Origin of the sequence: Actinophytocola sp. (genome assembly GCF_045807065.1) — a bacterium.
Classification (GTDB): Bacteria; Actinomycetota; Actinomycetes; order Mycobacteriales; family Pseudonocardiaceae; genus Actinophytocola.
In genome coordinates, this window is record NZ_JBJMIE010000212.1 from 57,523 (window position 1) to 83,704 (window position 26,182).

Sequence of the window (26,182 nt, forward strand, 5' to 3'; positions counted from 1 at the left end):
GCATGACCGAGCCACGAGGATCGGCCTTCCCGTTCCGGATCGACCAGCGGACCGGCGGCGTCGCGATGACCGAGGGCCCCGACAAGATCCGCGACGACCTCCGGGTGCTGCTCGGCACCCGGCTGGGCGAACGCCCGATGCTGCGCGAGTTCGGCACCCGCATCAACGCGCTGGTGCACGAACCGGACGACGACGTCACCGCCGACCTGCTCCGCAAACAGGCCCACGAGGCCGTCGTGCGCTGGGAGCGCCGGGTGATCGTCACCCGCGCCACCGTCGACCGCAGCGACGGCGAGCTGCGCCTGGTCCTCGGCTACGTGCACTCGGACCGCCCGGTGGCCGCCGAGATGATCATCCCGTTGGTGTGAGGCACCCATGACCACTCCGGTACCCGCGATCGACTACACCGACAAGGACTTCCGCTCGCTGCGGGAGGCCATGCTGCGGCTCGCGCAGCAGCGGCTGCCCGAGTGGACGGACCAGTCCCCGGCCGACCTCGGCATGCTGATGGTCGACCTGTTCGCCTACGTCGGTGACGTCGTCCTGTACTACCAGGACCGGATCGCGAGCGAGCTCTTCCCCAGCACGGCGACCGAACGCACCAGTGTGGTCGACCTGCTCCGGCTGATCGGCTACGAGCTGTCCCCGGCCACCCCGGCCGTCGCCGACCTGATGCTCACCTTCCCGCTGCCGGCCGGCCCGCAGACGGTGAGCCTCCCGCACGGCGCCCGGTTCGCCACCACGAAGACCGACGACGGCGCGGCGGTCGAGTTCACCTACCTCGGTCCGAAGCTCGACCTCGTCCTGCTGTCCGACCAGCTCCGGCCGGGCGTCGACGACGAGGGCAGGCCGGTCGTGCGGTACGACGGCCTGCCGGTGGAGCAGAGCCACGTCGTCGACCCGGTGGTGCTCGGCTCGTCCACCGGTGAGCCCAACCAGACCTTCCGCCTGCCCGACCAGGCCGTGGTCGTCGACTCGGTCGTGGTCGAGGTGCACGAGGGCGCCGGCTGGGTGACCTGGGACCGCCGCGACAGCCTGCTGTTCGACATCGCGCCGGACGGGCGCGCGGTGTTCGCGCACCCCGAGGCCCGCACCTACCAGCTGCTGTTCGACGGCACCGGCACCGCCCACGTCGTGTTCGGGGCCGGCCGCCGCCCGCCGGTCGGCACCGGCAACGTGCGCGCGGGCTACCGCACCTGCCGCGGCGCCGCCGGCAACGTCGCGGCCGGCACGATCACCTCGGCCACCACGCAGGTCCCGTCGCTGCGTTCGGTCGTGAACCCGGGCGCGGCGGCCGGCGGCGGCGACGCGGAACGCTCGGACCACGCGATCCGGTACGCGCCGTTCGCCTTCCGCTCCACCAACCGCGCGGTGACCGCCAGCGACTACGTCGCGCTCGCGCAACGCACCGGCACGGTCGCGAAGGTCCGGGCCCGCAGCCTGTCCTGGAACCAGATCGACCTGTTCGTCGCGCCCACCGGGGACACGCTGCGCCCGATCCCCGAGGCACTGCGCAACCGGCTGCTCGGGTACTTCGAGGACAAGCGGATGGCCGGCACGCTCGTCCGCGTCCTGGACGCGCAGGCCGTCGCGATCGACATCTCCGTCGAACTGGTCGTCGACGAGCGGTTCGTGGCCGACGCGGTGGTCGCCGGCGTGGAGAAGGCCGTCGCCGGGCTGCTCGCGTTCGACACCGTCGACTTCGGGCACACGCTGTTCCAGAGCGACGTGTTCGCCGCCGCGGAGTCGGTGGACGGCGTGCTCGGCGCGACCGTCGGCCGCTTCCGCCGCCAGGACCGGCCCGCGCTGGACCTGGAGGCGGAGCTGGCGCGGTTCAACCTGCCGCCGCTGGCCCAGCTGCCGGCGTTCCTGCGGGACGCGGTGTCCGTGGACGTCTCCGGTGACGGGCGCATCGACATCGGCGAGTTCGAGATCCCCGCCATCGGGCGGCTCGACGTGCGGGTCAGGACGGGTCCATGATCATCGATTCCTTCGCGGCGAGCGCCGACCTGATCGGCCGGCGCGTGCTGCTGCGCTGGGCGTTCGTGCCGGCGGCGGGGGAGACCACGGCCGACTGGCCGTCGGTCGTGATCCGGCGCAAGCGGCGCGACTTCGAGTTCCCGCCACCGACCTCGCGCGACCCGTACCTCGTCTACGACAGCGCGACGTTCCCGCCGGTGCCGTCGGCCACGCTGGCCGTGGCCGACCTGCCCGACCGCGACCGCACCGACGGCGCGGTGCGGATCCGGGAGCAGACGGTCACGGTCGCCGAGCTGACCGCCGCCGGACCGCGCGAGGTCCTGCGCCGCACCGAGCGGACGGTCTTCGCCGCGGACCGCGTGATGCTGCGCCGCGAGGTCGAACTGCTCGACGTCGGCGGCCCCGGCGGGGACCTCGAACCCGGTGTCCCGTACTACTACCAGCTGGACAGCCCGGCGCTGCCGGACGGCCCGGAGCGCGACCGCTTCCGCATCACCGCGACCCCCGGCGAGGTGCACGGCAACCACCGCACGCTCTACGAGCTGATCCCCGAGGTCTACCGCCGGCACGACACGGTCACCCGGTTGCCGGACGCCGGCACCGGGTTGCTGCCCGAGGCGAACACCGCGGGCGGGCAGCTGCGCCGGTTCATGGACACGTTCGGCGCCGCCGTGGACGCGATGCTCAGCTCGGCCGACGGGTTGCGCTCGCTGCGCAGCGCGTCCGACGTGGACAGCAAGTTCCTCCCGCTGCTGGCGCGGTGGATCGGCTGGGACCTGACCATCGAGGGCGACGTCGCGCGGCAGCGCAACGAGATCACCACCGCGCCCCGGCTCTACGGCGCGGTCGGCAGCATCCCGGGCCTGCGCAGTGTCGTCGACCACTACACCGGCTGGTCCACGCGGGTCGCCGAGTTCGCCCAGCACATCGTCCGGACGAACGCCGCCCCGCAGCGGAACCTGTTCGCGTCGGTGCGCCGCGACGGCACCTGGTGGGGTGCGGACGACGCGGCGCCGGTGCTGGGGTTCGCCGCGCCGGGTGACGTCGCGGTGGGCACGGACACCACGGCCGCGGCGCTCACCGGTTCGGTCGCCGAGCCGTTCGCGTTGCGCCCGGGGATGAGCGTGACGGTCGCCGCCGACGGCGGACTGCCGGCCACGGTCACCTTCGGCACGGCGGACTTCGCCGACATCGGCCGGGCGAGTGCCGGCGAGGTGGCCGTCGTGGTCAACCGGGTGGCCGGCGTGGTGGTCGCGGACGTCGCCGGCGGTGCGGTCCGGCTCAGCTCACCCTTGCAGGGCAAGGACTCCCGGGTCGAGGTGGCCGCGTCGGAGGCCAGCCTGGTGTCCCTGGACGGGGCGCCGCGCGGCCGGCTCGCCACGGTCGTCGACGCCGCGGAACGGCTGTGGGTGGCGCACGCGACCACGGTCGGGCCCGGCGAGATCCTGCCGCGCCTGCGGGTGAAGGCGTACCTGCGGGGCCGCTGGCAGGACACGCGGCCGGTCGAGGCGCGGCCGGTGGCGCCGCAGGCCGACCCGGCGGTCGTGGCGCTGCCGGGCGGCGACCTGTGGCTGGCGTGGGTGGAGAACCCGGGCACGGACCGCGCGGAGCTGCGCTGGCGCACGGGTGTGCCGAAGCCGTTGGCACCGGCCCAGCTGCGGGGCGAGTTCGGCGGCCCGTTCGCACTCGTCGTCGGCACCCGGCTCGCGCTCACCGGCTACGGCCGCGCCGAGACGTTCCTGGTGCGGGCCGCCGACTACGCGACACTCGCCGATGCGACGGGGCAGGAGGTCGCGCAGGCCGTCAACGCCCAGCTCACCGGCGTGGGCGCGACCACGGCACCGGACGGTTCGCTCGTGTTGCGCACCACCGCGGCCGGGCCGGGGGTGGCGTTGCGCGTGGACCTGCCCGCCTCGTCGGCCGCCCGCGTGCTCGGCTTCGGAGACCGCGGGCTCCTCGGCAGCGGCGGCTGGGACGCCGAGGTCGCCTGGGGCCCGTCGGCGCCGGTCACCTCGGTACCGGTCGGCCGGCACGCCGACTGCACGGCGGCGGTCGATCCCAGCGGCGCAGTCCGTCTCGTGTGGACGACCCACGCCGGCGGCTCCTGGCGGCTCACGCGGGCCCGCTGGGACGGCCGGCTGCTCGTGCCGACCGCGACCGGCCTCGGCGTGCTGGCCCCCGACGGCACGTGGTCCGCGCTCACCACGGGCCTACCCGCCACCGACGTCCGCGGCGTCGCCGTCGACGCGGACGGGTCCACCTGGTACGCCACCGCAGCGGGTGCCGCCCTACGCCGGCCGGACGGCGCGATCACGGCGCTGACAAGGGCGTCCACGAGCAACGGCCTCGCCAGCGACGACGTGCGCGCGGTCGCGGTCGCGCCGGACGGGACGGTCTGGTTCGCGCACCCCACCGGTGCGAGCGCCCGGCTCCCCAACGGCACGTGGCGCACCGAGACGGCCAACCTGGCGAGCCCGGACGTCCGGCACGTCGCGGTCGACTCCCACGGGGCGGTCTGGTTCGCGACCGCCGCCGGTGTCTCCCGGCTGGCCGCCGGGGCCTGGACCACGCTGACGACCGCGGGCAGCCGGCACGTCGCGCCGGCCGCAGACGGGGTCTGGGTGGCCACCTCCGCCGGCCTGACGCGGATCGACGGCCAGGTCACCGCGATCGGCCTGGCCGCGCTCGGCCTCGGCGCGGCCGCCGACGACGTCCGGGCCGTCGCCGTGGACCCCACGCGGGACGACACCGTCTGGGCCGCCACCGCGGCCGGCGTGGTCGAGTTGCGTTCGGCCCGCACCGCGCACCTGTACTCGACCGCGGACGGCCTGCCCTCCGCCGACATCACGGCGGTGACGGTCACCCCCGACGGCGTGGTCTGGGCGGGTACGACGGCCGGCCTCGGCCGCCGGGGGAGCGAGGGCTGGCGCCGGCTCACCACCGCGGACGGCCTGCCCGGCAACACCGTGCGGAGCCTGCACGGCCCGTGGTCCGCGCCGATGCGGTTCGCCCTCGACGGCGTGTCCGAGCGCGACCCGCACGTCCTGCGCGACGGCGACCGGCTGTGGCTGGCCTGGTCGCAGGTCCAGGCGGCGGGCGACGAGACCGACCGCAGGCGCCTGCGGCTGCGCCGGTTCGACTGGCCCGCCCCGGCCTGGTCCGAGCCGGTCGACGTGACCGACGGCGCCACCGACGCCGAGCCGGCGATCACCCCGCTGCCCGGCGGCGGCACGCGGGTGTACTTCCGGTCCAACCGCGGCGGCGGCCTCGGGATGTACACGGTGGACGTCTCCGGTGCGGACGCCGCGCCGGTGGTCACGCTGGTGGGTCCGGCCGCGGACACCAGTCCTGCGCCGGTCGTGCTGCCGGACGGTGTCGAGCTGCTGCTGTTCCGCAGCGACCGCAACGTCGCGCTCGGCCGGCTCGGCGGCGGGATCCCGGGGGAGACCGGCGCGGACGACAGCCGCCGCGCGCCGGAGGAGGCGGCCATCCGGCGCTTCGCGGGCTCGGTCACCGCGGCCCCCGCCGACCTCGACCGCAACCGCGGCCGGGGGCACTTCGGCGACCTGCTCGACTACACGCCCCAGCAACCGGACGGCGGCCCACTCGCCCCCGACGAGCTGTACACCCCGGGCACGATCGGCCTCTACGTCGAGCGCGGCCCCACCGGCCGGCCGCTGGTGCGCCGGGACGCCGACCGCCTCAAGCAGCTGCTGCAACGGTTCCTGCCGGTGAACCTGCGCGCGGTCGTGGTGCTGCGCTCCGGCGAGCTGGACGAGGTGATCCCGCCACCCACCGACGCCTACCGCGACAAGTTCCCGCTGGCCGAGCGCTACCAGGGCCTGACCGACGAGACCGCGGTCGTGCCGCGCGGCTGGCTGGTGTTCCTGTCCACCGACGCCGAAAGCACCACCGCCGACCCCACCCACCTCACCACGCCGCGGCGGCGCAGCTGGTGGCCACCGTTCCGCTGAGCATCGAGGAGATCCACCATGACAGAGCGGCCGACGCTTGCTCTGCGCGGCGAGTACCGCGACGTGCTGCGTGCCCCGGACGGCGCGGTCGTCTGGGACCGCGGCTGGAAGAACAACGCCATCGTCGGCGACTGCCGCAGGCTCCTGGCCGCGTTCATGCGTGGCGGCCCGGCCACCGACGGCCTGCTGGGGCTGCAGGTCGGCGCCGGGCTCGACGCGTGGGACACCACCGGGCCGCCACCCGCGACCAGCGGCCAGACCGCGCTCGTCGACCCGCACCCGTTCACGCTGCCCTACACCCCGGGCGACGCGGGCAACAAGGTCACCATCGACTTCCTCGACGGCGGCACGGTGTCCGGCGCACCGACCAACAAGCTGCAGATCCAGGCGAACCTCGGCAACCAGCAGCCGACCTGGCCGGACAGCTTCCACCCCACCGGCAACCTGCGTGAGTTCGGCCTGGTCGCCAGGCTCGCCGACGCCACCATCCTGATCAACTACGTGACCCATCCCGTCATCGCCAAGGATCCCGCGAGCACGCTCGAGCGGACGATCTGGCTGACGTTCTGAGCGAGGAGTGCCCCCATGGCAACGATGACGCCCAGCAGCTTCGACCCGCTGAAGCGGTACGTGAACGTCCGCCTCCAGCAGGGTGTGCCGATCGTCGACGCGGACATGAACGAGCTGGACGACGTCCGCAAGTTCGAGCTGCGCGCGTTCCTCAAGTGGTTCGTGGGCGACGGCGTGCCCGAGGGCAACGACGGGTTCCGGATCGCCCCGGTCACCTCCGGGTCCGCGGACAACGACTTCCTGGTCAGCGTCGGCGCGGCCGCCCCGCCGGCGAACAACCCGGTCGTCGAGACCGGACTGCGCAACGTCGGCCGGCTCGTGCTGGACGGTCTCGACGTGATCATCGACAGGGACCTGAGGTTCACCGACCAGGCCCTGCACGAGAACAAGACGGGCGCGGCCGCCCTGGCGGCGAAGTGGGGTGTGCCCGTGGTGACCAAGCTGGCCAACCCCACCGCCGACGGCACGCTCGTGGTCTACCTCGACATGTGGGAACGGCTGGTCACCGCCGACGAGGCGCCCGAGCTGGTGCGTGCCGGACTCGGCGTGGAGACCTGCGCCCGCACCAGGCGCGAGTGGGTGGTCCGGGTCGGCGCCGCCATGCCGACCCCGGCAGAGGCCGTCGCCGGGCACGGCTACTACCAGCTCGCCACGCTGGCCCGCCACAACGGCGTCGCCGCCGTGGCCGCGGCGGACCTCACCGACCGGCGGGAGCGGCGGCTGCTGGTGCCGCCCGCGCATCTGCTCGCGGACACGGTCGGTCTCGCCGCCGACGGGAACTTCGACCCGCTCGCCTACCGGCGCGGCGGTGGCCGGCCCGCGATCAGCCTGCGCGACGCGATCAACAGCCTGCTCGCCGGCCGGGTGCCGACCACCTCGGACATCTCGGTGTCCCCGGGCGCCAACACGGACGCGTTGAAGCGCGCCGTCCTGGTGGACCCCGCGGGCGGCCTGATCGTGTTCTGGGAGGCGCCGCGCGGCAACGGCGGCTCGAAGCAGATCATGGGTGCCCGGCTCGACCTGGCCCGGCCGGACCTGAACTTCGACGCCAAGCTGATCACGAACGGCGCCACCGCGAGCGACCAGTCGATCGAGCCGACCGCGGTGGCGCTGCCCGGCGCCGGGATCCTGCTCGCCTACCAGAACGGCGCGACGGGCAACACCAACACGAACGTCGTCATGCGCCGGGCCTCGACGTTCGCCGGGCTCTCGCCGGCGGGCTCCCCGCAGGACGTCGCGAACACGGGTGGGGTGTCCGACGACTCGGCGCACGTCGTGGTCATCGGTGACACGGTCGTGTTCTTCACCTACCAGCAGACCTCGTCGAACCCCCACTGGGTCTTCCGCCGCTACAAGTACCTCACGGACAGCTTCCCGGACACCGCGCTCCAGCAGCTGTCGACGGTCGTGCCCACCACGCGCGACTTCCACGCCGCGGCCGGCGGCACGGTGGTGTGGACGGCGTTCGGGGACGGCGTGAACATCCAGGTGGTCCGTCTCAACCCGACCAACGCCGGCACCGACGCGAACACGATCAGCGCCGTCGGCCCCGCGGCCGGCGGGTCCACCTTCACGCCGTTCGTGCTGGCGGTGAGCACCCTCGAGGCGCAGGTGTTCTACAGCGACCTGAACAACTCGCCGAAAGGGCTGCGCGTCGCGGCCTACACGAACGGCACGTCGGCCGCGCCGGCGATCTCCGTCATCCCGGGCACCGACGAGAACGAGACCAACCCGGTCGCCGTGCAGGACACCGAGGGCAACATCTTCCTGTTCTCCAGCCGCACGGTGACCGGCGCCCAGGGGGAGATCGTCATGCGCCGGCGCAACGCGGGCTCGTCGGACTGGAGCCAGGCGCAGCGGGTCAGCCCGCACGCCGCCAGCGACATCCGCCCGCACGCGCTGTTCGTGCCCGGCTCGGGCATCTGGGTGTTCTGGATGAGCGACCGGGCCATCCAGGGCAACTTCGACCTGTACGCGAAACGCGTCATCACCGCCATCTAGGCCACCACCGAACACCGAAAAACAAAAGAGGGGCATTGATGTCTACAGCACAACCCAGCGTGGTCGAAACCGCGCCGGTGACGACGCCCGGCCATCCGGGGTCGATGAACTTCGTCATCGAGAGCTCGAAGGCGTTCATCAGCAGTTTCGGGCTGAAAATCAACGCCGGCGTTTTCGAGGGGCGTTTCTTCAACCTCACCTATCCGAAGGCCCTCGAGGACGACGGCCTTCCCGTCACGTTCACGCTCGTCGGCGTCGCGGGTGGCGAGCTGAACCTGCTCGGCATCGGCGCGGGGACCGAGGTCGGTGACTTCCAGGTCGCCATCCAGACATCCGACGTCGACGCCCAGACCAGGCAGCTCACCTGCACGATCACCAGCAAGACGCTCGGCGCCATCAACCAGCAGTGCGAGCTGCGCGCGAAGGTGCCCACCGCCCGGCACTCGTGGAACCTGCAGCTCGGCACGCCGAGCAACAACAACTTCACGCTGAACTACCTCGCGTGCGACCCGCAGGCGAAGTACGCCAGCCCCGCGCAGCCGCCCGCGACCCCGTCCGCGTTCGAGCAGGTCAAGCTCACCCTGACCGCGAACGGCGCGGACGCCGGCTCGATCATCGGCCCGACCCCGCCGGCGGGTGCCGACTGGACGCCGCACTACGTCTGGGACTTCCAGGGCGACATCGCGATCACCAGCTTCCCGATCACGACCACCGTCAACACCACCGACACCGGCCCCAACCCCGATGACGACAAGTCACCGCTGCTGCCGGGTGTCTACGAGCCGGTGCCGATCAGGTTGAAGCTGCGCACCACCTTCGGTGACTCGGGCGGCACGCCGTTCCTGGACAACCGGGTCGAGGACGACGACCGGCCGGAGCTGACCATCAAGGCCCAGCCGCAGCACGTCGTCTTCGTGCTCGACCGGTCCGGCAGCATGAACGGCGACGGCCCGCCCACCCGGTACGACAACGCGAAGCTCGCCACGAAGATGTTCACGCACCTGCTCTTCGCGCTCCGCGAGGACGTGAACGCCGATGACAAGATCGGCATCGTCACGTTCACCGACGACGGGGGATACCACCAGCTCCCGGTGTCGCCCAAGGTGAAGACGATCATGGGGCTCACCGCGCTCGCCCAGGCGAAGGACGACGTCCTCAACCCGGCCACGGTGAACTTCGAGGCACCAGACACGAACACGCCGATCGGCGACGGCCTGGTCGCTGGCCTCGACCTGCTGGCCACGGGCGGCGGCACGACCGACCGGAGCATGACACTCGCCCTGCTCACCGACGGCATCGCCAACGCGGGCACGGTGTTCGTCGGCCCGACCGACCCCAGCACGGTGGGCAACCACATCCGGGCGTACACGGGCAACGAGCTGACGGCGGACCAGAAGAAGATCCGCGACAAGCTCGCCGAGACCGGGCGCCAGTTCGTCATCCCGCTCGGCGCCCAGGTCGACGACCTGGTGCTGGCCGCCCTGGCGGGTCCCCACGCCTACGTGCCCGTCACCGACGCGCGGAACCTCGCCAGCGCGTTCGGCGACATCCTGCACTTCTCGCAGGAGGTCGACAAGGTGCCGACGACCCGGACGGCCGACGTGACGGACCTCGCCGTCTACATCAGGCCCGTGAACGCGTCCGCGGACCGGCTGCTCTTCGCGGTGCTGGGCGGGTTCCCCACCGGGCACAGCATCAGGGTGGAGAGCTTCACCAACGGCAACTGGAACGTCCAGGTCGGGCCGGTCGTGAAGACGATCAGTACCGAGGAGTACCAGGTCGGCTGGGTGCCGGACTTCCAGAAGGTGGCGGGCAAGCCCACGCAGTGGCGCGTCACGCACCTCGACGCCGACGGCAAGGCCGTGTCGATGCCGGCCGACCAGGTGCTGGCGTACGAGGACCTGCACGTCAAGGCGGACGTGGTGCTCGACAAGGCGGACTACCAGACCGGCGACGAGATGAACCTGACCGTCCGCGTCCGCCACAACGACCAGCCGATCCTCGGCGCCACGGTCCACGCGGAACTGGTGGCGCCGGCGGTGGGCACCGGCGAGGCGCTGTCCGGTCTCGGGTCGGACTTCCAGCCGTGGCAGGGCAAGGGCGGGGTGGACGTGCCACCGCTGCTCGGCCAGATGATCGGCGAGACGATGCGGCGCCACGAGTGGCGGCACTGGCCCCACGAGGAGCCGAAGGGCCTGTTCATCGACGGCACCGAGGATCTGCACGACGTCGACAACGACGGCAACTACACCAACACCTTCGCCAGGGTCTGGAAGGAGGGCCGCTACACCTGGAACCTCACCGTCGAGGGCACGGACACCGAGGGCAACGCCTTCGCACGGAGCCTGACGATCTCCACGCTGGCCTCGGTCAAGGTGGATCCGAGGGCCAGCAAGGTGAAGCTGGACCCGATCCACAACCACCCGAGCAAGCTGCGTGCGGTGCGGGTGAGCGTGACCCCGCAGGACGTCCGGCACGAGCGGCTCGGCCCGGGCAGGGACAACCTGGTGTTCTGGGCGCTCAAGGGCGGCGAGTTCGAGCACGTCCACAACGGCGACCCGGCGCCGGTGTTCACCGACGGCAGCTACCAGCGCGTGGTGCTGTACCGCCTCGGCCAGCACCCGACCGTGCAGGTGGAGGCCGCCGGCGTCCTGCTGCCGCAGATCACGATTCCCGCCTGGATCCTCGTCTAGCCCGCCTCCCCGCACGGGGTTGCGTGCCGGCGAAGGTGCCGGTGCCGAGGTGGATCGTGGCCGGGTGCCGTCACGTTCCCCTGAGGTAGCTGTTGAGCGGGTGCGGACCTCGCGCAAAGGTCCACGGGGGCAGGCCCTGGTCCAGCTCCTTCGCGACCCGCCACCGGTGTTAGGCCGGTGGCGGGTCGCCTTGTGTGCGGGCTGGGATGCCCCATGGTGCGAACAGCGGGGCGAAAGTGATAAGGCCGTTGACATCGAAGTTTCAACCGAAGAAGAATTGTTTCGGGGAGATTGACTGGAAGCCGGGGCCTGCTTTTCCTGTTCGTTCTTCGGTGTGGGGGGTATGGTGTTCCGGTACGCGGACGCTCCGTCGAATTCTTCTACCGTGGCTGAGCCGGTGGAGGAAATGCGCATTCGGTTACTGGGTGGATTCCAACTGGCACGGAACGGCATGCGCGTGGCCGTGCCGGCCGCGGGACAGCGGCTGCTCGCGTTCCTCGGCGTGCGGGGGCAGGTGAGCCGGTCGCTGGCCGCGGGCACGCTGTGGGCGGAGGTGACCGACGAGCACGCGCTGGGCAGCCTCCGATCCACGATCTGGCGCCTGAACCGCGGCGGCCTGCGGCTGATGACCACGCACGCCGACACGCTTTCGCTGTCCCCGGTGATCCGCACCGACGTCGGGTCCTTCACCACCGCCGCGGCGACGATCAACGCGGGCCGCGACCACGGTGAGGAGGAACGCGAGCAGGTGCTGGCGGCCGGCGAGCTGCTGCCCGGCTGGTACGAGGACTGGGTGCTGCTCGAACGGGAGCGCCTGCGCCAGGTGCGGCTGCACGTCCTGGAGATCCTGTCCGCCCGGTTCACCGCGAACCGCCAGTTCGCGCCGGCACTGGACGTGGCCCTGGAGACCGTCCGCGTGGACCCCCTGCGGGAGAGCGCCCACCGCGCGGTGGTGGCGGTGCACCTGGCCGAGAACAACGTGGCCGAGGCGGTCCGCCACTACCGCGGCTTCCGCACGTTGCTGCTGGGGGAGCTGGGCATCGAACCGTCCCCGGAGTTCACCGCCATGCTTCCCGGCCAGGCACTGGTGCGAATGGTCTAGAAGAGCTGGAGCTGGTACGCGGCGAGCACCGGGTTGATCGGCAGGATGTAGGTCTGGCACGCCGACCCGCCGATGACGTAGCCCTGCGCCTGCCCGCCCGCGTACACCGGCGCGCCGAGATCGCCGGCGGCGGCGCAGATGCTGGTCCTGGTCAGGCCGTTGAGCGGTCCCTCGGCCGTGTTGATGGTCGCGTTGCGTGCACTGACCACACCCGTCCTGGTCCCGCTGGCGGGGCCGGACATGCGTACCTGCGCGCCGATCGGCGCCGCGGTGGACCCGGTGATCGTCACGGTGGGACCGCCCTGCCCGGACACCCACGGGCCCTGCTGCCAGTCCTCGGTGTTGTTGACCCGCACCAGGATCACGTCGAGAGTGGAGTTCTGCGTCTTCGCGGTCACGACGCCGATGGGTACGTGGCCCGGCCCGTCGACGGAGTCGCCCACCTCGCCGCAGTCGCCGGGCATCACCATGAACCCGACCGTGCCGAGCCGCACGTTGAACGCGGCCGTGCAGAGCCACGGTCCCGCGACGTACAGCCGGGTCCCGCCCTCCAGACTGGTCGGATCCGCCGCCGCGGTGGTCGTCCCGGCCAGGACCAGGCAGACAGCCGCGGCAGCGGCCGCGGAAAGAAGTCGGGACAGGACTTTCATGGCATTCCTCCAGTGGCCGAGACCGACTGTCGCGTCGAGTAACGAGTAGCTGTGTTCAACCGGCGGCACCGTGGTCGCCGCGCGGTACCTGTCACCACCTCCGTCCGTCAAGCCTGGCGGAGCGGCTCGGCCGCCGAGGTCGCCCGATAGAGGTCCCGGAGCATCGCCACCTCAGCTCCATGGTGAATCAGCTCGTCCAGCTCGTGAAGCACGAACGCGAATCGGGTGCTGGTGGCGTAGTACCCGGCGACGGCTCCCATGGTCGCGGTCAGCTCGGCCGCCTCGGTGGCCGCGAGGTGCGTCCGGAACAACGCGAACGCGTCGTCGAGCCGCCGAAGCGCGTCGTCGGCGGTGCCGGGCTCACCGTCGCGGTCCAACCGGCCGGCCGGCGCACCCCCCAGCCACGTCGCGTTCCGCTCCCCGGCGAGCAGCCCGATGAGATGACACACCCGCCAGGCGACGGTGGTGAAGGGCGGTGGCGTGGGTGGCCGCGCCGACCCGTCGCTGCGGAACGTGCCGTCCCCCACCGACCGCACCGACCAGCACCCGCCCACCGGCTCCCAGAAGTACTCGTCGTCGGTGAGCCCGTCGAGGCGGTCCCGAAGCCGCCGGAAGACGAAGTCCGCGGTGTCGAGCAGGTCCTGCTTGACCCGCTCCGCATCAAGTCCGTGCACGCCCGGACAGTAGAAGCCGCCCCGCGGTGTCCGCACGGCGGCCTACCGGGCGACGAGCCCCGCCACGAGTAGGTCGAGCATCCGGCCGGCCTGGGCGCGTTGCTCGGGCGACCCGCAGGCGAGGAAGACCCCCACGAGGCTCGCGACCACGTCCTCCGCCCGCACGTCGGACCGGATGGTGCCGGCCTCCGCGCCCGCGTCGAGCATCGTCTGGACGGCCTCCGCCAGCCGCACCCGCGCCTGCGACGAGGTGATCGTGCCCGCGGCGATCATCGCGCGGAGGGTGTCGGCCATGTCCCGCTTGGCGGCCACGTAGTCGGCGAACCGATCCATCCACGCCCGCAACGCGTTGGTGGGGCCGTGCTGTGCCAACAGCTCGGCGGCGCTGTCGCAGAGCTTGCCCAGCTCGGCCCGGTACACCGCCTCGACCAGGGCCTCCCGGGTGGGGAAGTGCCGGTACAACGTCCCGATCCCCACCCCGGCCGCCCGGGCGATCGCCTCCAACGTGACCTTCTCCCCGGAGGCGGCGAACGCCTCCCGGGCCACCGCCACCAGACGCAGCCGATTGCGTTGGGCGTCCACGCGCCCAGGCTTCTCGTCACCCATGGGTACCGGAGGCACCTCCGTTTCTGTTAGCCTCGCATCAACCGGAGGACCCTCCGATTATGGCAGAGAGGCACCACCATGACGACCACCCACAACGCCCCCGGCGGCACGGCCCGGTTGGCCGCCCACCAGGTGGCCCGAGTCGGCTTCGGCGCCATGCAACTACCCGCCACCACACGCGAGAACGCGATCGCGGTGCTGCGCCACGCGGTCGACCAGGGCGTCAACCACATCGACACGGCCGAGTTCTACGGCGAAGCCAATGCCCTGATCCGGGCCGCCCTCCACCCGTACCCGGACGGCCTGGCGCTGGTGAGCAAGGTGGGTGCGGTGCACGAGCGCGAACTGGTCACGGCGCAGCGGCCCGAGCAACTGCGCGCCACGGTGGAGGCGAACCTGGCCAGCCTGGACGTCGAGTCGCTGGCCGTGGTCAACCTGCGCCGCGCGGACTTTCCACCGGGCATCATCGCGGAGGGCGACCAGGTCGTCGACCTGGACAGCCAACTGGCCGAACTGACCGCCCTCCGCGACGAGGGCAAGATCGGCGGCATCGGCCTGAGCAACGTCGACGCCGACCAACTGCGAAGCGCACTGCCGGCCGGCATAGCCTGCGTGCAGAACGCGTACAACCTGCTGGACCGCGCCACCGAACCGGTGCTCGACGTGTGCCGCGAGCACGACATCCCCTGGGTGCCGTTCATCCCGCTGGGCTCGGCCTTCCCCCAACTCCCGAAGACCACCGAACACCCGGCCGTGATCGCCGTGGCCAACCAGTTGAACGCGACCCCCGCCCAGGTCAGCCTGGCCTGGCTGCTGACCGGCTACGCGAACACCCTCCTCATCCCCGGCACGACCAACCCGCTCCACCTCGACGAGAACCTCGCCGCGGCCAACCTCCACCTCGACCCACCCACGATGGCCACCCTCGACGACATCACCCCGGCCTGACTCCCGGACACCCGCCCGCCCCATCCGGCTGCTGGCTCCGGCGGCCGGCCTTGGTGGGGCTGCTGGTCATGGTGGTTGCAGATCATGCGGTGGCCGCTGGTCACCCCGCCGCGCTCGCTCGCCGGCCACGGTGGTTGCAGGCGATCCGAAGGCCGCCAGCCACACCAGCCACACCCACCAACGCCACCATCGACAACCCGACCCGACCCGAGCCGACCCGAGCCGACCCGAGCCGACCCGAGCCGAGCCGACGCGAGCCGACGCGAAGCCTTCCCGGTCTCGGCTCAGTCCGACGTCTCCTCCGCCGCCCGCAGGGCGGGTGCCACGGCGTCCAAGGCCTCGCGCAGCAGGTCGGGAAGCGGACGTTTTCCGTCGACGACGACGAGCCCCATCCCGACAGGACGGACCCAGTGGTCCAGCGCCACGCGAGCCGCTGCCGAGACCGCGGCTGCCAGTGTCCGCGGCACGAGCGTGTCGTCGCCGCCGAGGCGTTCCCCGATGGCCTCGGCCAGTGGTTGGCCGATCGCGGAGACCGCGTCGACGAACTCCGCGCGTAGCCGGGGTGATGACGTGATCAGGGTGATCGCCTCGTTCGCCGGCTCGCTCGTGTACGTCTCGATCACCGCCCTGGTCACGGCTTCGGCCAGTGGTTCGTCGGCCGGGCGGGCGCGTACGGCTGCCGCTACCCGCGTTGCCCGTTCGGCTGTGATGGCCGCCACGATCGCCTGCTCCCTGCTGGAGAAGTAGTTGTTGTAGGTCCTGGGGGACACCCCCGCCGCCTCGGCGATGTCGTCCACCCGCACGTTGTGCGGACCGCGTTCCAGCGCGAGCCTGAGCGCGGCCGCGCTCAGGGCCTCTCTGGTCGCGGTCTTCTTGCGTTCACGCAGTCCGTAGCTGTCGGGCACGGAGTGAGCCTACCAGGAACCTGCGCGCACGCAATTTTGCGTTCACGCAACTTTGTGTATTCTGGCGCTCGGCGCTCCCGAGTGCCACGTGGTCGGTGCCGATGGGGATCACGCGATCCGGCCGTCGCGGGCGCCGGTGCCGACCACTCCATACACAGTCCAGGAGAGGACGAACCGACAATGGCCAAGTTGATCGCGTTCCAGGAGGACGCGCGCCGCGGGCTCGAACGCGGCATGAACGCCCTCGCCGACGCGGTGAAGGTGACGCTGGGGCCTGGCGGCCGCAACGTCGTGCTCGAGAGGAAGTGGGGCGCGCCCACCATCACCAACGATGGTGTGTCGATCGCCAAGGAGATCGAGCTCGAGGACCCGTGGGAGAAGATCGGGGCCGAGCTCGTCAAGGAGGTCGCCAAGAAGACCGACGATGTCGCGGGTGACGGCACCACCACCGCGACCGTGCTCGCCCAGGCGCTGGTGCGCGAGGGCCTGCGCAACGTCGCGGCGGGTGCCAACCCGATAGCGCTGAAGCGCGGCATCGAGCAGGCGGTCGCCGCCGTGACGGAGCAGCTGCACAAGGCGTCGCGTGAGGTCGAGACCAAGGAGCAGATCGCGGCGACCGCGTCGATCTCCGCCGGTGACACCACGATCGGCGAGCTGATCGCGGAAGCCATGGACAAGGTCGGCCGCGAAGGTGTGATCACGGTCGAGGAGTCCAACGCGATGGGCCTCGAACTGGAGCTGACCGAGGGCATGCGCTTCGACAAGGGCTACGTCGCGCCGCACTTCGTCACGGACTCCGAGCGGATGGAGGCCGTGCTGGAGGACCCGTACCTGCTGTTCGCCACCACCAGGATCGCCTCGGCCAAGGACCTGCTCCCGGTGCTGGAGAAGGTGATCGAGACCGGCAGGCCACTCGTCGTCATCGCCGAGGACGTGGAGGGCGAGGCGCTGGCCACGCTGATCGTGAACAAGCTGAAGGCCACGTTCAGGTCCGTCGCGGTGAAGGCGCCGGGCTTCGGTGACCGTCGCAAGGCGATCCTGCAGGACATCGCGATCCTGACCGGTGGCACGGTGATCTCCGAGGACGTGGGCCTGAAGCTGGAGAACGCCGACATCTCGCTGCTGGGTCGTGCGCGCAAGGTCGTGGTGACCAAGGACGAGACCACGATCGTCGAGGGTGCGGGTGATGCGGAGCAGATCCAGGGCCGGGTCAACCAGATCCGTTCCGAGATCGAGAAGTCGGACTCGGACTACGACCGGGAGAAGCTGCAGGAGCGGTTGGCCAAGCTGGCTGGTGGCGTGGCCGTGATCAAGGCGGGCGCGGCGACCGAGGTCGAGCTCAAGGAGCGCAAGCACCGTATCGAGGACGCGGTGCGCAACGCCAAGGCCGCTGTCGAGGAGGGCATCGTCGCCGGTGGCGGCGTCGCGCTGCTCCAGGCGGGTCCGGCCGCGCTGCGCGGACTCGGCCTGTCGGGCGACGAGGCCACCGGTGCCGCCATCGTCGGGGCCGCGCTGGAGGCGCCGCTGAAGCAGATCGCCGTCAACGCCGGTCTGGAAGGCGGTGTGGTGGTGGAGAAGGTCAGGACCCTGCCGTGGGGAGAGGGCCTGGACGCCGCCACCGGCGAGTACCGCAACCTGGTCGACGCGGGCATCATCGACCCGACCAAGGTCACCCGCTCCGCCCTGCAGAACGCCGCGTCCATCGCCGCGCTGTTCCTGACCACCGAAGCCGTGGTCGCGGACAAGCCCGAGAAGAAGGACGGCTCCCCGGCGGGTCCGGACGGGAGCGGCATGGACTTCTGAGCCCGGCGCCGTCTCCGGACGCGGGGATCCGGGCCAGACCGGGGGAGTAGGGGCGCCCGGGGTCAGTCGTCCAGTTGGTCCTGTAGGGCGGCGGCCACGTCCGGGTCGACGAAGTCGGGGTAGGCGAGGGCCTGTTCCTGGTACCGCTTCGGGATGACGGCGCGGATGCGGTCGGCGTAGGCGGCGTCCGCCTTGTCCGGGAGGGCCTTCTCGGGGAGGACCAGCTCGTCCGGGACGCCCAGGCGGACCGCTACCGGGCCGGTCTCCCTGAGCGACTCCGGCCAGAACTGGCCCGGGCCCGCCGCGGCGCAGGTGCGGTGGGCGTAGACCACCCTGACGTCGTTCACCGTTGTCGCCGTCGACGGGTCGTGGCCGAAGACCCTGGCGACGCACACCAGCTCGTTGCCGTCGATGTCGGTGCGGCGGTTGGGGTCCTTCGGCTGGTTGTGCGCGTGGACGGGCGCCGCGGTCGGCACCGCGCGTTCCAGCGCCGCCACCACGCGGCGGCTCAGTTGCTCGTCCAGGGACGGCTGCCTCGTCAGCAGGACGCCGCCCACCACCACACCCACGGCGACGACCGCGACCCCCGCGGCCGCCACCCAGCGCATCAGCCGGCGTCGTTGCCGGATCGCGATTGGCATGCGTCGATCGTGGCACCTGCCCGACACTTACCGCCAGTGGTTGGAAAGTTTCGGAAAGTTACGACGTCCAGTATGCGGGAACCCGGGCGACGAATGTCGGGGGTCTCGCGGAGTATGCGGGGCATGGTCACCGTGCATGTCGATCGAGCTGGGGATCGGGCGTTCTCCCGGCTCAACCTGGTGGTGCTGGCCGGGCGGGCGCTCGGTGCGGTGCCGCCGCCCGCCCAGGTGCTCGCGGGCATCGTCAGCGTCCAGGTCGGGGCTGCCCTCGCCAAGCAGCTGTTCGGGGCGGTCGGCAGTGTCGGCACGGTCGCGTTGCGGCTGTTCTTCGCCGCCGTGGTGTTGCTCGTGGTGTGGCGGCCGTCCCTGCGGCTCGACCGGCGTGCGTGGGCGGTGGTGGCCGGGTACGGCGTCGTGCTCGGGGTCATGAACCTCTGCTTCTACCTGGCGTTGGCGCGGATCCCGCTCGGGGTCGCGGTCACGATCGAGTTCCTCGGGCCGCTCGCGGTCGCCATCGGTGGGTCCCGGCGGTGGCTGGACGGGCTGTGGGCGCTGCTCGCGGGGACCGGGGTGGTGGTGCTGACCGAAGGACGCGGCGACCTGCACCTCGTCGGCATCCTGTTCGCGCTGGCGGCGGCCGCCTGCTGGGGCTGCTACATCCTGCTGAGCGCGGCGCTGGGCCGGCACACCACCGACGGTGGCGGGCTCGCCCTGGGCATGGTCCTGGCGGCGGCGGTCGTCGTGCCGGTCGGGGTGCTGGACAGCGGTACCGCGCTGCTCCAGCCGTGGGTGCTCCTCGTCGGGTGCGGGGTGGCGATGCTCTCGTCCGTGATCCCGTACTCGCTGGAGCTGGAGGCCCTGCGTTCCATTCCCCCGAAGGTGTTCGGGGTGCTGATGAGCCTCGAACCCGCGGTCGCGGCGCTCGTCGGGCTCGTCGTGCTCCACGAGGCCCTCGGCCCGCTCCAGTGGCTGGCGATCCTCCTCGTCGTCGCCGCCTCGGTCGGGGCGACGAGGACCGCGGGGGCCGCCCGCTAGTCCCCGTATCAAGGCCGATCGTGCTGGGTGCGCAGGGTGTGGGCGTGGTCGGCCAGTAGGGCGAACGCCGTCCTCGTGGCGGTCGTGACCCGGGTGCGCACCACGCGTGGCGGCAGGCCCGCCAGGATGAGGTCGCGGGCCAGGTCCGCCACCGTGCGGTGCAGGGTGATCAGCTGGTTGGCCAGCAGGACCGGCGTCGGGTCGGTGCGTCCGTGGCGGACGTCGTCCAGGGCCGTCGTCAACGCCTGCCGGTACTCCTCGTCCAGCTCCCGCTCGTACGCCCGCAGCGCCGGGCTGCCCGCCACGATCTCCAGGAACCGCTTCGTCCGCGCGCCCGCCGCCGGTGCGGTCAGGAACCCCATGGCGCGGTCGTGCCACTCGCGGAACGCGGCCACCACGCCCTGCTCCGGTCCTCTCTCCCGCACGAGCGCCACCATGCCCTCGACCAGATCACCCGCCCGGTCGAACAGGATGGCCTCCTTGCTGGGGAAGTAGTTGAACACCGTGCCGACGGCCACGTCCGCCGCCTCGGCGATCTCCGCGACCGTGACCGCGTCGAACCCGCGGGCGTCGAACAGCCGCCACCCGCACTCGCTGATCGCGGCGCGGGTCAGTCGCTTCCTGCGGTCGCGCCGCCCCTCCACCGGCATGCCGGCAGTCTACCTGAGCCATTGCAAACTTATAGTCGTTCATGTTTAGACTCGCTCATGTCCATTGTGAGATCCCTCCACCTGCTCGAGGTCGCCACCGTGCGCGACAACGGCGTGCCCGTGCCCGTCTTCCTGATCCACCTCGCGGACGGGCGGTGGTGGCTGGTCGACACCGGCTGCCCCGCGGACATGATCGGCGACCCGGACGCGCCGTTCGTCGTCACCGGGGAGTCGCACGTCCTCGGCCGGCTCGACCGCCTCGGTCTCGGACCGGCGGACATCGACACGGTGATCGTCAGCCACCTCGACCCCGACCACTGCGGCGCCAACGACGAGTTCCCGCACGCCCGGTTCGTCGTGCAGCGCGCCCAGCACGAGCACGCCACGCGGTCGGGCCTGCCGCGTTACGAGTGGCTCCGGTCCCATTGGGACCTGCCGAACCCGCGACTGGTCGACGGCGACACCCGGCTCGTGCCCGGCGTCACACTCGTCGAGTGCAGCGGGCACGTGCCAGGCCACCAGGCCGTCCTCGTGGAACTGCCGGACACCGGCCCGGTCCTGCTGGCCGGCGACGCCTGGATGCGCGGCACCGACCCGGAGACCCGCCCGCTCACCCAGCACGACCTGGACGAGCCGGCAGTCCGGGCGAGCCAACGAAAGCTGATGGACATCGAGGGCGTGGCGCTCGTCGTGCACAACCACGACACGGAGCAGTGGCGGACCCTGCGACACGCTCCGGCTCGGTATACCTGACGAGGTCGGACTATCGTGGGGTGAACACTTTGTAGACGGCAGGTCGGGGTTGGCGGGATGGTCGAGGACAGAGAGCTGCGGCATCGCGTGCTGGAGGCGATCACCGACCGCACGCTGATGGACCTGGACCTCGACAAACTCCTCGAAGTCCTGGTGTTCCGGGTGCGCGACCTGTTCGCCGTCGACACCGTGACCGTCCTGCTCCTCGACGCCAGCGGCGAGCAGCTGGTCGCCAAGGCCACCGCCGGCCTGGACGAGGAGGTCTTCCAGGGGGTGCGCATCCCGGTCGGCGAGGGCTTCGCCGGCCGGGTGGCCAAGCTGCGGCAACCGGTGCTGATCGAGCGGGTCGACGAGTCCACGGTGGTCAACCCGCTGCTGTGGGAGCACGGCCTGCGGGAGCTGCTCGGTGTGCCGATCGTGGCGCGGGACGAGCTGCTGGGTGTTCTGCACGTCGGCGTGATGGTGGCGCGCGAGTTCGCCGAGGTGGAGGCCGAGCTGCTGCAGCTGGTCGCCGACCGGGTCGCGCTGGTGGCGCACATGCACCGGTTCCGCACCGAGCAGGCCGCGGCCGCCATGCTGGTGGAGAGCCTCCTGCCCGCCAGGCTGCCGTCCACGGACGGCTGGGAGCTGGCCGCCCGCTACGTGGCCGGCGCGGGCACCGGCGTCGGTGGTGACTGGTATGACGTCTTCCCCCTGCCGGGTGACCGGATCGGGCTGGTGATCGGCGACGTGGTCGGCAGCGGCCTGCTGGCGGCGATCGTGATGGGACGGCTACGCAGCGCGCTGCGGGCCTACGCGCTGGAGTTCGACGACCCCGCCGAGGTGCTGGGCAAGCTCGACCGCAAGGCCAGCCACTTCGAGCGCCGGACCATGGCCACGGTCGCCTACGCGGTCATCGACACGGTCGCCCACCGCATGGACTTCGCCCTGGCCGGGCACCTACCGCCGATCATCGCCCTGCCGGATCGCGAGGCCGAGTTCGTGCGGGCGCCGGTCGGGCCGCCCATCGGCTACAGCCTCGGCATCACCGGCCGCACGGGCACCAGCATCGACGTGCCGCCGGAGGCGCTGCTCATCCTCTACACCGACGGCCTGGTCGAACGCCGCGGCGCCGACCTGGACGAACGCCTCGAACAGCTGCGCACGACCGTGCACCTCGCCGCGCCGAAGGCGGTGTGCGCCCACATCATGGCGACGATGGTCGGCTCCGAACCGGCCACCGACGACATCGCGCTCGTCGCCGCCCGCCACACCACCCCGCAGACGTCCTGAGGGCCTCCGGGGCATCTGCCGGCCGTGGTGTCGGGCCTGCCGGCTGTGGTGTCGGGCCTGCCGGCCGTGGTGTCAGGCCCGCGGCCGCGGCTCGGCGAGCAGCCGGCTTCGGGAGGAGGGCGCCCTGCTCAGCCCAGTTCGCCGAGTAGCAGGGCCTCGGCGTGGCAGGCGCGGGCGAACTCGGTGAGCGGGACGCTCTCGTCGGGGCCGTGGGCTCGGGAGAGGTTGTCCGCGCCGGCGCTGGTGATCAGGATCGTGGCCGTGGGGAAGGTCTCGGCGAACGCGGCGACGAACGGGATGCTGCCGCCGCTGCCGATGTGTACCACGTCCCTGCCGTAGGCCGTGCGGTACGCGCGGGCGGCCGCGGCGAACCACCGGGCCGTCGTGTCGACCTGGTAGGGCTGGGCGACCTCGTTGACGGTCACGGACACCCGTGCGCCGAAGGGTGCGTGCGTGCGCAGGTGCTCGGCCAGGGCGTTCGCGGCGCGGGGGGCGTCGTCGCCCGGGGCGATCCGCAGGCCGACCTTGGCCCTGGCCGCGGCGTGGAGCGTGTTCGACGCGGTCGCGAGTGGTGGGGCGTCGATGGCGAGCACGCTCACCGCCGGCTTCGTCCACACCCGCGCGGCGACGCTGCCCGTGCCGTGCAGCTCGACGCCGTCGAGCACTCCGGCGTCGGCCCGGAACCTCGTCGACGGGTAGTCGTACGCCGGCTCCGCACCGCTCGTGAGGCCGGCCACCGCGACGTCGCCGTGCTCGTCGTGCAGGGTGGCGAGCAGGCGGCACAGTGCGGTCAGGGCGTCGGGCGCCGCGCCGCCGAAACCGCCGGAGTGCACGCCGGCCGCCAGCGTGCGCAGCTCGACGACGCAGGCCGTCGAGCCGCGCAATGACGTGGTGAACGCCGGGGTGCCGGAGACCAGGTTCTCGGAGTCGGCGATCACGATCACGTCCGCCGCGAGGCGGTCGCGGTACCTGTCGAGCAGCGTGCTCAGCGCCGGCGACCCGATCTCCTCCTCGCCCTCCACGAGCACCGTCACCCCGCACGGCGGTCGGCCGCCGTGCGCGAGCACCGCGGCCAGGTGAGCCGCGACGGCGGCCTTGTCGTCGGACGTGCCCCTGCCGTACAGCCGGCCGCCGCGTTCCACCGGCTCGAACGGCGGGCTGGTCCACGTCTGCGGCGGCCCCGCCGGCTGGACGTCGTGGTGCGCGTAGAGCAGCACGGTCGGCCGTCCGGGCGGCGCCGGGTACCGGGCCAGCACGGCGGGGTGCGCACCGTTGTCGATGATCTCGACCTCGGGCATACCCGCGTCGCGGAACAGCGCGGCGGTCAGCTCCGCCGCGGTCGCCAGGGCAGCGGTGGGCACGGCACTCACGGACGGGATCCGCACCAGCTCCTCGAGCGCGGCACGCGCCGCCGGGAGCACCTTCTCGATGTCGATCCGCTGTTCCTCCGCACTGTTCACCCGTTCATCATCAACGCCGGCGTGGGGTTCCGCGCGGCACGGGCGGGTTGGTCGGCGGAGCCCGGCGCGACCAGCTCGTTGCCGGCGGACCAGGGCGGCGGCACGTCCTGCGTGCCGCGGAGCCATGGGGGATCCTGGCACGCGTGGAGTTCCTCGGTAGCCGCGTGCTGGTGCGCCCCCGCGATCCGGACGCCTCGCTGACCTTCTACCGCGACGTGCTGGGGCTCGCCGTGTACCGGGAGTTCCCCGGTGGCACGGTGTTCTTCCTCGGCAACGGCTTCCTGGAGGTGTCGGGGCGCGGCGAGGCCGGTCCCGGCCCGGACGTCGTGCTGTGGCTGCAGGTCCGCGACCTGGCGAGCACCGCGGAGGAACTGGCCGCGCGTGGCGTGCCGGTCGTGCGGGAGCCGCGCGAGGAGCCGTGGGGGCTCCTGGAGATGTGGATCGCCGACCCCGACGGCCTGCGGATCGTGCTCGTCGAGGTCCCCGCCGCGCACCCGCTGCGCCGCGACCCGCGGTAGGGCCCTTAGTTGGCGTGCAGCTCCACACAGCACTCGCCGGTCCGCGGGTCGAGGACCGCCCGCACGCTCGTGGTGTCCAGGCCGTCCACCAGGCCGGTGAGGAACGCGTGGTTGATCCCGCACACGAGTTCCGGCGCCTTCGCGGCGAGGGGGTGGAACGGGCAGGTCCGCAGCCGCACGCACGTCGGTGACCTGCGGTCCGGCTCGAACCCGCTGCGGTCGAGCGCGGCGGCGGCCAGGGTGACGGCGCGTTCGGCGCCCAGCCGCCCCGGCCGGGCCTGCTCGCGTTCGGCGGCGCCGACGTCCTGACCGCGCTCGCGGGCCGCGCGCACCGCCGCCTCCCGGGCGGTGCCGCTCTCGGCGAGGAGGCCGTCCAGCAGGATGTCGGCGAGCAGGTCGTGCTGGCGCGGGGGGATGCTGACGCGGATGTCGGTCTCGACCGGCCGGTACACCTTGGGTGCCCGGCCGACCCGGCGGTTGGTCTGCTGGTAGCCGGCGTGCAGCACGCCGGCGTCCACCAGCTTGTCGAGGTGGAACGCCGCCAGCTTGCGGGAGATCCCGACCGCGGCCGCGGCCTCGTCGCGGGTGACGGGACGGCGCGCGGCGCGGATGAACGCGTACATGCCGCGCCGCAGCTCGTCGTCCAGCGCGGCGACGGCTCTGATGGGCTCCACTCGATCATGATAACACCAATAAGAGTGTCTTCAACGTGTGTCCTTGACGGACAAGGTCGATAAGACCAAACTTAATTGGTGATTTAGGAGGTCATCATGGTACGTGGTTCCCGACTGGCGAAGTGGCCGGTGAACGCGGCTCTGGCCGGTCCGTACGGCCATCCCTTCCACCCGATCCTGGTGACGGTGCCCATCGGCGCCTGGGTGGCCGGCCTGGTGTTCGACATCGCGTCCCACGTGGTCGACACGCCGGGGTTCCTGGCGCAGGGCGCGGTGTGGCTGATCGCGATCGGGGTGGTCGGCGCGGTGCTGGCGGCGCTCGTCGGGTTCCTCGACCTGCTGGCGATCCCGCGGGGGACGCGCGCGTTCCGCACCGGGTTGATCCACATGAGCCTCAACCTCACGGTCGCCGTCGCCTACGTCGTCAACTTCTTCTGGCGGCAGGGCACCTACGGGGACCAGGCCCCCGTCGCCGTCGGTCCGCTCGTGCTGGCCGCGGTCAGCCTCGCCACGCTCGGCGCGTCGGGGTACCTGGGCGGGAAGCTGGCCTACCACTACGGCGTGCGGGTGGCCGAGGAGACCATCCAGGCCGAGGGGTACCAGGAAGTACACGGCACGCGGCCGACCCGCCACGCGCACTGACAGTCCCGCTCGACAAGAAAGGCCTTCGTTGATGCGTTCCACCACCGCCCTGCGGGTCATCCACGAGCCGGAGGCAGGCGTCGACCTGGCCGCGGCCGAGCAGGCCGCGGCCCAGTTCCTCCAGGCGCTCGGCGTCGAGCTGACCTCGGAGAGCATGAGCGGCACCCCGGGACGGATGGCCCGCGCCTACGCGGAGCTGTTCAGCCCGCGCCCGTTCGACCTCACCACCTTCCCCAACGACGAGGGCTACGACGAGCTCGTGCTCGCGCGCGGCATCCCGCTCCACTCGGTGTGCGAGCACCACCTGCTGCCGTTCGTCGGCGTCGCGCACGTCGGCTACCTGCCGGGTGAACGCATCCTCGGACTGTCCAAGCTGGCCCGGGTGGTCGAGCACTTCGCCCGCCGGCCGCAGGTGCAGGAACGCCTGACCAAGCAGGTCGCCGACTGGCTGGCCGGGCACCTGCACCCCAAGGGGGTCGGGGTCGTCATCGAGGCCGAGCACTCCTGCATGACGCTGCGCGGCGTGCACGCCGTCGGCGCCACCACCGTCACCTCGACCCTGCTCGGCAGCCTGCGCGAGGACGCCCGCTCGCGGCAGGAGTTCTTCGCCCTCACCGGCGTCAACGCCTGA

General features: G+C 72.0%; 23 protein-coding genes. 15 read left to right on the forward strand and 8 right to left on the reverse strand.

Annotation, left to right across the window (positions count from 1 at the left end):
• Nucleotides 1-2 precede the first annotated feature (2 nt).
• The 7 genes from ACJ73U_RS12615 (at nucleotide 3) to ACJ73U_RS12645 (ending at nucleotide 12,320) form a co-directional block, all read left to right on the forward strand.
• Entirely contained in the window at nucleotides 3-368 is a 366-nt protein-coding gene (locus ACJ73U_RS12615; RefSeq protein WP_407777764.1) for a GPW/gp25 family protein, read from the forward strand.
• 7 nt (nucleotides 369-375) lie between these two features.
• Entirely contained in the window at nucleotides 376-1,980 is a 1,605-nt protein-coding gene (locus ACJ73U_RS12620; RefSeq protein WP_407777765.1) for a baseplate J/gp47 family protein, read from the forward strand.
• A complete protein-coding gene (locus tag ACJ73U_RS12625) occupies nucleotides 1,977-5,954 on the forward strand; it encodes a hypothetical protein (RefSeq protein WP_407777766.1) in 3,978 nt (1,325 codons plus the stop codon). Before ACJ73U_RS12620 ends, ACJ73U_RS12625 begins: the two co-directional genes overlap by 4 nt.
• Nucleotides 5,955-5,972: 18 nt before the next feature.
• Entirely contained in the window at nucleotides 5,973-6,524 is a 552-nt protein-coding gene (locus ACJ73U_RS12630; RefSeq protein ID WP_407777767.1) for a hypothetical protein, read from the forward strand.
• Between the two features lie 15 nt (nucleotides 6,525-6,539).
• Nucleotides 6,540-8,525 (forward strand): DUF6519 domain-containing protein, encoded by a 1,986-nt coding sequence (locus tag ACJ73U_RS12635; RefSeq protein ID WP_407777768.1) that lies wholly within the window; start codon nucleotides 6,540-6,542, stop codon nucleotides 8,523-8,525.
• 38 nt (nucleotides 8,526-8,563) lie between these two features.
• The gene (locus ACJ73U_RS12640) at nucleotides 8,564-11,218 is read left to right on the forward strand and encodes a VWA domain-containing protein (protein ID WP_407777769.1); all 2,655 of its coding nucleotides are present in this window, start codon (nucleotides 8,564-8,566) and stop codon (nucleotides 11,216-11,218) included.
• A gap of 406 nt (nucleotides 11,219-11,624) precedes the next feature.
• A complete protein-coding gene (locus ACJ73U_RS12645) occupies nucleotides 11,625-12,320 on the forward strand; it encodes a BTAD domain-containing putative transcriptional regulator (protein ID WP_407777770.1) in 696 nt (231 codons plus the stop codon).
• Here ACJ73U_RS12645 and ACJ73U_RS12650 read toward each other — a convergent pair.
• The 3 genes from ACJ73U_RS12650 to ACJ73U_RS12660 form a co-directional block, all read right to left on the reverse strand.
• Entirely contained in the window at nucleotides 12,317-12,970 is a 654-nt protein-coding gene (locus tag ACJ73U_RS12650) for a S1 family peptidase (RefSeq protein WP_407777771.1), read from the reverse strand. The two genes, ACJ73U_RS12645 and ACJ73U_RS12650, sit on opposite strands and share 4 nt — an antisense overlap.
• A 107-nt stretch (nucleotides 12,971-13,077) precedes the next feature.
• On the reverse strand, nucleotides 13,078-13,644 hold the full coding sequence (locus ACJ73U_RS12655; protein ID WP_407777772.1) for a DinB family protein: 567 nt from the start codon (nucleotides 13,642-13,644) through the stop codon (nucleotides 13,078-13,080).
• A gap of 42 nt (nucleotides 13,645-13,686) precedes the next feature.
• Nucleotides 13,687-14,250, reverse strand: coding sequence for a TetR/AcrR family transcriptional regulator (locus tag ACJ73U_RS12660; RefSeq protein ID WP_407777773.1), 564 nt, complete (start codon nucleotides 14,248-14,250; stop codon nucleotides 13,687-13,689).
• Nucleotides 14,251-14,328: 78 nt separating this feature from the next.
• Here ACJ73U_RS12660 and ACJ73U_RS12665 point away from each other — a divergent pair, with 78 nt between their 5' ends.
• Complete coding sequence (locus tag ACJ73U_RS12665; protein WP_407777774.1) at nucleotides 14,329-15,198, forward strand: aldo/keto reductase; 870 nt, start codon at nucleotides 14,329-14,331, stop codon at nucleotides 15,196-15,198.
• Between the two features lie 284 nt (nucleotides 15,199-15,482).
• On the opposite strand, the gene ACJ73U_RS12670 is transcribed toward ACJ73U_RS12665, so the two are convergent.
• Nucleotides 15,483-16,103: a TetR/AcrR family transcriptional regulator gene (locus ACJ73U_RS12670; protein WP_407777775.1), complete on the reverse strand. Its 621-nt coding sequence runs from the start codon at nucleotides 16,101-16,103 to the stop codon at nucleotides 15,483-15,485.
• Between the two features lie 180 nt (nucleotides 16,104-16,283).
• Here ACJ73U_RS12670 and groL point away from each other — a divergent pair, with 180 nt between their 5' ends.
• Nucleotides 16,284-17,906 carry a chaperonin GroEL gene (gene groL / locus ACJ73U_RS12675; protein WP_407777776.1) on the forward strand — a complete coding sequence of 541 codons (1,623 nt, stop codon included), beginning with the start codon at nucleotides 16,284-16,286 and terminating at the stop codon, nucleotides 17,904-17,906.
• A 62-nt stretch (nucleotides 17,907-17,968) separates the two neighbouring features.
• Here the strand turns inward: groL and ACJ73U_RS12680 are convergent, their stop codons facing one another.
• Nucleotides 17,969-18,547, reverse strand: a complete 579-nt coding sequence (locus ACJ73U_RS12680; RefSeq protein ID WP_407777777.1) for a hypothetical protein — start codon at nucleotides 18,545-18,547, stop codon at nucleotides 17,969-17,971.
• A gap of 123 nt (nucleotides 18,548-18,670) precedes the next feature.
• Here ACJ73U_RS12680 and ACJ73U_RS12685 point away from each other — a divergent pair, with 123 nt between their 5' ends.
• Complete coding sequence (locus ACJ73U_RS12685; protein WP_407777778.1) at nucleotides 18,671-19,582, forward strand: EamA family transporter; 912 nt, start codon at nucleotides 18,671-18,673, stop codon at nucleotides 19,580-19,582.
• An 8-nt stretch (nucleotides 19,583-19,590) separates the two neighbouring features.
• Here the strand turns inward: ACJ73U_RS12685 and ACJ73U_RS12690 are convergent, their stop codons facing one another.
• Nucleotides 19,591-20,232: a TetR/AcrR family transcriptional regulator gene (locus ACJ73U_RS12690; RefSeq protein ID WP_407777779.1), complete on the reverse strand. Its 642-nt coding sequence runs from the start codon at nucleotides 20,230-20,232 to the stop codon at nucleotides 19,591-19,593.
• A 57-nt stretch (nucleotides 20,233-20,289) separates the two neighbouring features.
• Here ACJ73U_RS12690 and ACJ73U_RS12695 point away from each other — a divergent pair, with 57 nt between their 5' ends.
• The gene (locus ACJ73U_RS12695; RefSeq protein ID WP_407777780.1) at nucleotides 20,290-20,985 is read left to right on the forward strand and encodes an N-acyl homoserine lactonase family protein; all 696 of its coding nucleotides are present in this window, start codon (nucleotides 20,290-20,292) and stop codon (nucleotides 20,983-20,985) included.
• 57 nt (nucleotides 20,986-21,042) lie between these two features.
• Nucleotides 21,043-22,257 (forward strand): PP2C family protein-serine/threonine phosphatase, encoded by a 1,215-nt coding sequence (locus ACJ73U_RS12700; RefSeq protein ID WP_407777781.1) that lies wholly within the window; start codon nucleotides 21,043-21,045, stop codon nucleotides 22,255-22,257.
• 128 nt (nucleotides 22,258-22,385) lie between these two features.
• On the opposite strand, the gene ACJ73U_RS12705 is transcribed toward ACJ73U_RS12700, so the two are convergent.
• A complete protein-coding gene (locus ACJ73U_RS12705; protein ID WP_407777782.1) occupies nucleotides 22,386-23,717 on the reverse strand; it encodes a M20/M25/M40 family metallo-hydrolase in 1,332 nt (443 codons plus the stop codon).
• Nucleotides 23,718-23,860: 143 nt separating this feature from the next.
• Between ACJ73U_RS12705 and ACJ73U_RS12710 the strand changes: the two genes are divergently transcribed.
• Nucleotides 23,861-24,235: a VOC family protein gene (locus tag ACJ73U_RS12710; protein WP_407777783.1), complete on the forward strand. Its 375-nt coding sequence runs from the start codon at nucleotides 23,861-23,863 to the stop codon at nucleotides 24,233-24,235.
• Nucleotides 24,236-24,240: 5 nt separating this feature from the next.
• Here the strand turns inward: ACJ73U_RS12710 and ACJ73U_RS12715 are convergent, their stop codons facing one another.
• Nucleotides 24,241-24,909 carry a helix-turn-helix transcriptional regulator gene (locus tag ACJ73U_RS12715; RefSeq protein WP_407777784.1) on the reverse strand — a complete coding sequence of 223 codons (669 nt, stop codon included), beginning with the start codon at nucleotides 24,907-24,909 and terminating at the stop codon, nucleotides 24,241-24,243.
• Between the two features lie 96 nt (nucleotides 24,910-25,005).
• On the opposite strand from ACJ73U_RS12715, the gene ACJ73U_RS12720 reads away from it, so the two are divergent.
• Nucleotides 25,006-25,551, forward strand: coding sequence for a DUF2231 domain-containing protein (locus ACJ73U_RS12720; protein ID WP_407777785.1), 546 nt, complete (start codon nucleotides 25,006-25,008; stop codon nucleotides 25,549-25,551).
• Between the two features lie 31 nt (nucleotides 25,552-25,582).
• Nucleotides 25,583-26,182 (forward strand): GTP cyclohydrolase I FolE, encoded by a 600-nt coding sequence (gene folE, locus ACJ73U_RS12725; protein WP_407777786.1) that lies wholly within the window; start codon nucleotides 25,583-25,585, stop codon nucleotides 26,180-26,182.

Coding starts and splice junctions, on each gene's coding strand:
- ACJ73U_RS12635 (WP_407777768.1), top strand. CDS start 6,540: ATGGCAACGATGACGCCCAGCAGCTTCGACCCGCTGAAGCGGTACGTG.
- ACJ73U_RS12660 (WP_407777773.1), bottom strand. CDS start 14,250: ATGGGTGACGAGAAGCCTGGGCGCGTGGACGCCCAACGCAATCGGCTG.
- groL (WP_407777776.1), top strand. CDS start 16,284: ATGGCCAAGTTGATCGCGTTCCAGGAGGACGCGCGCCGCGGGCTCGAA.
- folE (WP_407777786.1), top strand. CDS start 25,583: ATGCGTTCCACCACCGCCCTGCGGGTCATCCACGAGCCGGAGGCAGGC.
- ACJ73U_RS12620 (WP_407777765.1), top strand. CDS start 376: ATGACCACTCCGGTACCCGCGATCGACTACACCGACAAGGACTTCCGC.
- ACJ73U_RS12690 (WP_407777779.1), bottom strand. CDS start 20,232: ATGCCGGTGGAGGGGCGGCGCGACCGCAGGAAGCGACTGACCCGCGCC.
- ACJ73U_RS12720 (WP_407777785.1), top strand. CDS start 25,006: ATGGTACGTGGTTCCCGACTGGCGAAGTGGCCGGTGAACGCGGCTCTG.
- ACJ73U_RS12615 (WP_407777764.1), top strand. CDS start 3: ATGACCGAGCCACGAGGATCGGCCTTCCCGTTCCGGATCGACCAGCGG.
- ACJ73U_RS12625 (WP_407777766.1), top strand. CDS start 1,977: ATGATCATCGATTCCTTCGCGGCGAGCGCCGACCTGATCGGCCGGCGC.
- ACJ73U_RS12630 (WP_407777767.1), top strand. CDS start 5,973: ATGACAGAGCGGCCGACGCTTGCTCTGCGCGGCGAGTACCGCGACGTG.
- ACJ73U_RS12645 (WP_407777770.1), top strand. CDS start 11,625: ATGCGCATTCGGTTACTGGGTGGATTCCAACTGGCACGGAACGGCATG.
- ACJ73U_RS12695 (WP_407777780.1), top strand. CDS start 20,290: ATGTCCATTGTGAGATCCCTCCACCTGCTCGAGGTCGCCACCGTGCGC.
- ACJ73U_RS12700 (WP_407777781.1), top strand. CDS start 21,043: ATGGTCGAGGACAGAGAGCTGCGGCATCGCGTGCTGGAGGCGATCACC.
- ACJ73U_RS12685 (WP_407777778.1), top strand. CDS start 18,671: ATGGTCACCGTGCATGTCGATCGAGCTGGGGATCGGGCGTTCTCCCGG.
- ACJ73U_RS12665 (WP_407777774.1), top strand. CDS start 14,329: ATGACGACCACCCACAACGCCCCCGGCGGCACGGCCCGGTTGGCCGCC.
- ACJ73U_RS12680 (WP_407777777.1), bottom strand. CDS start 18,547: ATGCCAATCGCGATCCGGCAACGACGCCGGCTGATGCGCTGGGTGGCG.
- ACJ73U_RS12640 (WP_407777769.1), top strand. CDS start 8,564: ATGTCTACAGCACAACCCAGCGTGGTCGAAACCGCGCCGGTGACGACG.
- ACJ73U_RS12650 (WP_407777771.1), bottom strand. CDS start 12,970: ATGAAAGTCCTGTCCCGACTTCTTTCCGCGGCCGCTGCCGCGGCTGTC.